Genomic DNA, 3,829 nt, shown 5'->3' on the forward strand with positions numbered 1-3,829 from the left:
GCCTAGCAGGGGTTCGGGCGAAGACCCGGAACTCGGCTTCGGGGCGGGTCCACGTCCCTCTCCCGCGCCGCTGGAGGCTGACTGCGAGACGCCTCAACGGGCCCGGAACGGGTACGTCCTCCGGGTGCCCTGAGGAGCGCGTCCGTTCTCCGGCTGCCCGGGACCGTCAAGACCGCGTATGGCACGCGCACGGACGGATGACGTCATACAGACAGACCCGGATACGAAAAGAATCATGGAGGCAAAGTGGAGGTGATCTTCACTTCAAGATCCTTAGGATCTTGCTTAACTGGCCCCTGACCTGGGCAAACGTGCTCCCGCGAGAGGACTCGAACCTCTAACCTGCCGGTTAACAGCCGGCTGCTCTGCCAATTGAGCTACGCGGGATCGGGTGCCGCAGCACCTGACGCAGTCAGCCTACCTGAGGTTCAGGCCGTCCCGGGCATGGGGTAGGAATCGATCTGGTGTCCCAACGCCAGCCGTCCGGTAGATCACCGCCGGCACGTCCCTCGGTCTTCTGGGAGGCAACATGCGGATCAGGCCCAGCGTCGTCGTCGCACTTGGCGTCGGTTACGTCCTCGGTGCCCGAGCTGGGCGGGAGCAGTACGACGCGATTATGCGTCAGGCGCGGGAAATCCGTGAGCGGCCCGAGGTCCAGGGCGCGGCCGGTCTGATCTCCGCGCAGGCTGGCGCGGCCTTCCAGCGGGTGCGTGGCCTGCTCGGCATCGAGCCCGAGCCGCCCAGGACGCTCCCGTTCCGTCCGCTGGCGGCACATAGCTCCAACGGTGTCAGCTCCGTGAGTACCCATTGATGGTCGGCTGACTCGACCGGGCCGCGAGCGGGCCTCCGCCCAGGTGCCCCGCGGCGCCCGCCCCTTCCCCACCGGCACCGCGATCGTTGTGACGCTGCGCACCCATCGGGACGGTCGCTCCCGGTCGAGAAGAGCGGCGGGGCGGCTACCCGGGTCGTCGTCGTGGTGGGGGGGGGCAGATCGGACGCGATTGCCCCTGTCGCGACCCGCGTGGCTTTCTGCGACCATCTGGACTCCGGAGACGCCGCACGCTCGGTGAGGTCGGTGGCAGGGAGCGGCGCTGGTGTCGGGACGGCGAGTAGGGATGGATGCCCGTTGAGTCCAGGTGGACGGGGCGGCGGACGCCGCGGGGGACAGGGGAACGCGGGGGAGCCAGCCGGCGGGAGGCCCTCCGCTGGCGGATCGCCCGCTGGCGGATCGCCCGCTGGCGGATCGCCCGCTGGCGGATCGCCCGCTGGCGGATCGCCCGCTGGCGGATCGCCCGCTGGCGGGCCGCCTGCTGGGGTGGGGGCGCCGGTGGCGTTGGCCGCCCTGGTGGAACTGCTGGGGCGCCGGTACGCGCTGGGCGTCTACTGGCGGCTACGGGCCGGGGCGGAGTCGTTCCGCACGCTCGAGGCCCGGTTGGACGCACCCGCGGCGCAGCTCACCCAGCGGCTGCGAGAGCTGCGCGAGGGCGGGATCGTCGAAGTGGACGAGGTCGGCGAGTACCGGCTCACCGCGCACGGCCGGCGGCTGCAGGGAGTCATCGAGCCACTGGCGGCCTGGGCCGACGAGTGGGCGGCGTTGCGGCCTCGCCAGCGCGTCCCACGTGGCGCCGCCGATCGCGGTTACGACGGAGCCCTGACGCCCCCGGACGGTCCCCGGGCCGCCGCCGGACTCCAGCGAGAGGCGTCAGTCGTGAACCCAGGATGCCCATCTGGCAACCATCTGTAGCCGATGGGGCGCTGGGGAAGATCTGGGAAGCGCTCGGGCGCGGGACGGCCCGATGGTGGTGCCTGGAAGGCGTGGCGCTTGCGGGCGTTATGACGGATTGCGTTCGCCTATTTGACGAACGGTGATGACGGGTTCACAGCTTGTCTTTCGATGATCTTAAGAATCCTTTAGGTCGCGGGAGATGTGCTGTGTCTGTCGGATTCGACGCGGGAGCGGCAGCGGAACCCCCAAGGCCATGGCGCACTGGTGCTGCTCCCCGTCGATCCGGCCGACCAGAGCTCCACCCGGCGAAGGTAACCCCGACCTTCGGTGGGTGTGCCCAGCCCGGGTCGCGGCCCGTCCCAGCCGCGACCCGGGCTCAAGTCTTTTCCGGCGGTCTTTCGGCATCGAGCCCCGATTGCCTTACTTATTACGGAATGTTCAACACAGTCGGCGCTCGACTGTTCTCATGCCGTGACCAGTTGGCCGCATTGACGAACCATCCGGGTCAATCAGCGCGCCCGGAGCGCGCCGCCGGACGATACCCAGCCCTCAGCCCCAGCCCTCAGCCCCGGGGCTCAGTCGGTGGTGGCGGCCGCGGTGTCGGCGAGGCGGGTGCGGGCGGTGGCGAGGCGGGCGCGGGTGGCGTCCCGGCCGAGGAGCTCGAGGGACTCGAACAGGGGCAGGCCGACGGAGCGCCCGGTCACGGCGACGCGCACGGGGGCCTGGGCCTTGGCGAGCTTCAGGCCGTGCCGCTCGCCGATCTCCAGCAGCGCCGACTTCAGCGCGTCCGCCGTCCAGGAGACAGTGCCGAAGTGCTCGTGGACGTCGGCGAGCAGCGCCGCGGCGGGACCCTTCATCGCCTTCGCCCAGGCCGCGTCGTCCACGGGGGCCTCGGGAAGGAAGAGGAAGTCGACCATGGGAACGATCTCGGCAAGCACCGACAGCCGGGACTGCGCGAGCTCGGCCACGGCCGCGAACACCTTCGGGTCGAACGCGTCGGCCGGCCAGGGCACCGCCGGCGCGCTCAGCCACGGCCGGACGGCGGCGGCGAACTCGTCCACCGTGAGGGCCCGGATGTACTCGCCGTTGAACGCCCGCAGCTTCTTCTCGTCGAAGAACGCCGGTGATGGCTTGACATCGGCCAGGTCGAAGGTGGTCTCGATGGTCTCCCAGGCGACGATCTCCTGGTCGCCGGGCGGTGCCCAGCCGAGCAGCATCAGGTAGTTCTTCATCGCCGCGGGCAGGTAGCCCTCGTCGCGGTAGGACTCGAGCGCCACCTTGTCGCGGCGCTTGGACAGCTTCTGCCGCTTCTCGTTGACGATGACGGGGACATGCGCCCACACCGGCGGTTCGGGTGCGCCGAGGGCCGCCCACAGCAGCTGCTGCTTGGGCGTGTTCGGCAGGTGCTCCTCACCCCGGATGACGTGGGTGATGCCCATCTCGAGGTCGTCGACGACGTTGGCGAGCAGGAACACCGCCGAGCCGTCGGCCCGGGCGATGACGAAGTCCTCAAGGGTGTCGTTGGCGAACTGTGGCTCGCCGCGGATGAGGTCCCGCACGACCGTCACGCCCTCGTCGGGGGTGCGGAACCGCAGCGCCCGCCCGGGGCCGGCGGTCAGGCCCCGGTCACGGCAGTGGCCGTCGTACCCGCGCTGGGGGTTGCCGGTGCGCTCGGCGAGCAGCTCACGGGTGCAGTCGCAGAAGTAGGCCAGGCCAGCCTGCTGGAGGCGGGCGGCGGCGTCCCGATGGGCCTGCGCCCGCGACGACTGCAGGACGGGGCCTTCGTACCGGCCGGGGCTGATGCCCAGCCAGTCGAGGGCGCTGATGATGCCGTCGGTCCATTCCGGCCGGTTGCGGGAGGCGTCGGTGTCCTCGACGCGCAGCACGAAGTCGCCGCCCGCGCGCAGCGCCACCAGCCAGTTGAACAGCGCCGAACGCGCCCCACCGACATGAAAGATGCCGGTGGGAGACGGCGCGAACCGGACCCGTACCCGCCCAGAACTCATGCCGGCGAGCGTACAGGGATCTCGGGGTCTCCCTCGCGCACCGCGGACGGACGACCACGCACCCGACCTGCCCGGCGGGCTGGCTGTGGCGCTGTGT

3 protein-coding genes and 1 tRNA gene are annotated in these 3,829 nt (G+C 70.7%); 2 read left to right on the top strand and 2 right to left on the bottom strand.

Going from position 1 to position 3,829, the window contains the following annotated elements; all coding sequences use genetic code 11:
• Positions 1–314: 314 nt before the first annotated feature.
• Positions 315–387 (bottom strand) — tRNA-Asn (locus tag G6R24_RS19135).
• Positions 388–529: 142 nt separating this feature from the next.
• On the opposite strand from G6R24_RS19135, the gene G6R24_RS19140 reads away from it, so the two are divergent.
• Both G6R24_RS19140 and G6R24_RS22885 read left to right on the top strand, forming a co-directional pair.
• A complete protein-coding gene (locus tag G6R24_RS19140) occupies positions 530–811 on the top strand; it encodes a hypothetical protein (protein ID WP_163550570.1) in 282 nt (93 codons plus the stop codon).
• Positions 812–1,327: 516 nt separating this feature from the next.
• A complete protein-coding gene (locus tag G6R24_RS22885) occupies positions 1,328–1,744 on the top strand; it encodes a winged helix-turn-helix transcriptional regulator (protein ID WP_338083944.1) in 417 nt (138 codons plus the stop codon).
• Between the two features lie 557 nt (positions 1,745–2,301).
• Here G6R24_RS22885 and gltX read toward each other — a convergent pair.
• Positions 2,302–3,732 carry a glutamate--tRNA ligase gene (gene gltX, locus G6R24_RS19150; protein WP_163550572.1) on the bottom strand — a complete coding sequence of 477 codons (1,431 nt, stop codon included), beginning with the start codon at positions 3,730–3,732 and terminating at the stop codon, positions 2,302–2,304.
• Positions 3,733–3,829: the final 97 nt, after the last annotated feature.

The organism is Candidatus Frankia nodulisporulans, from assembly GCF_902806475.1.
GTDB lineage: Bacteria > Actinomycetota > Actinomycetes > Frankiales > Frankiaceae > Frankia > Frankia umida.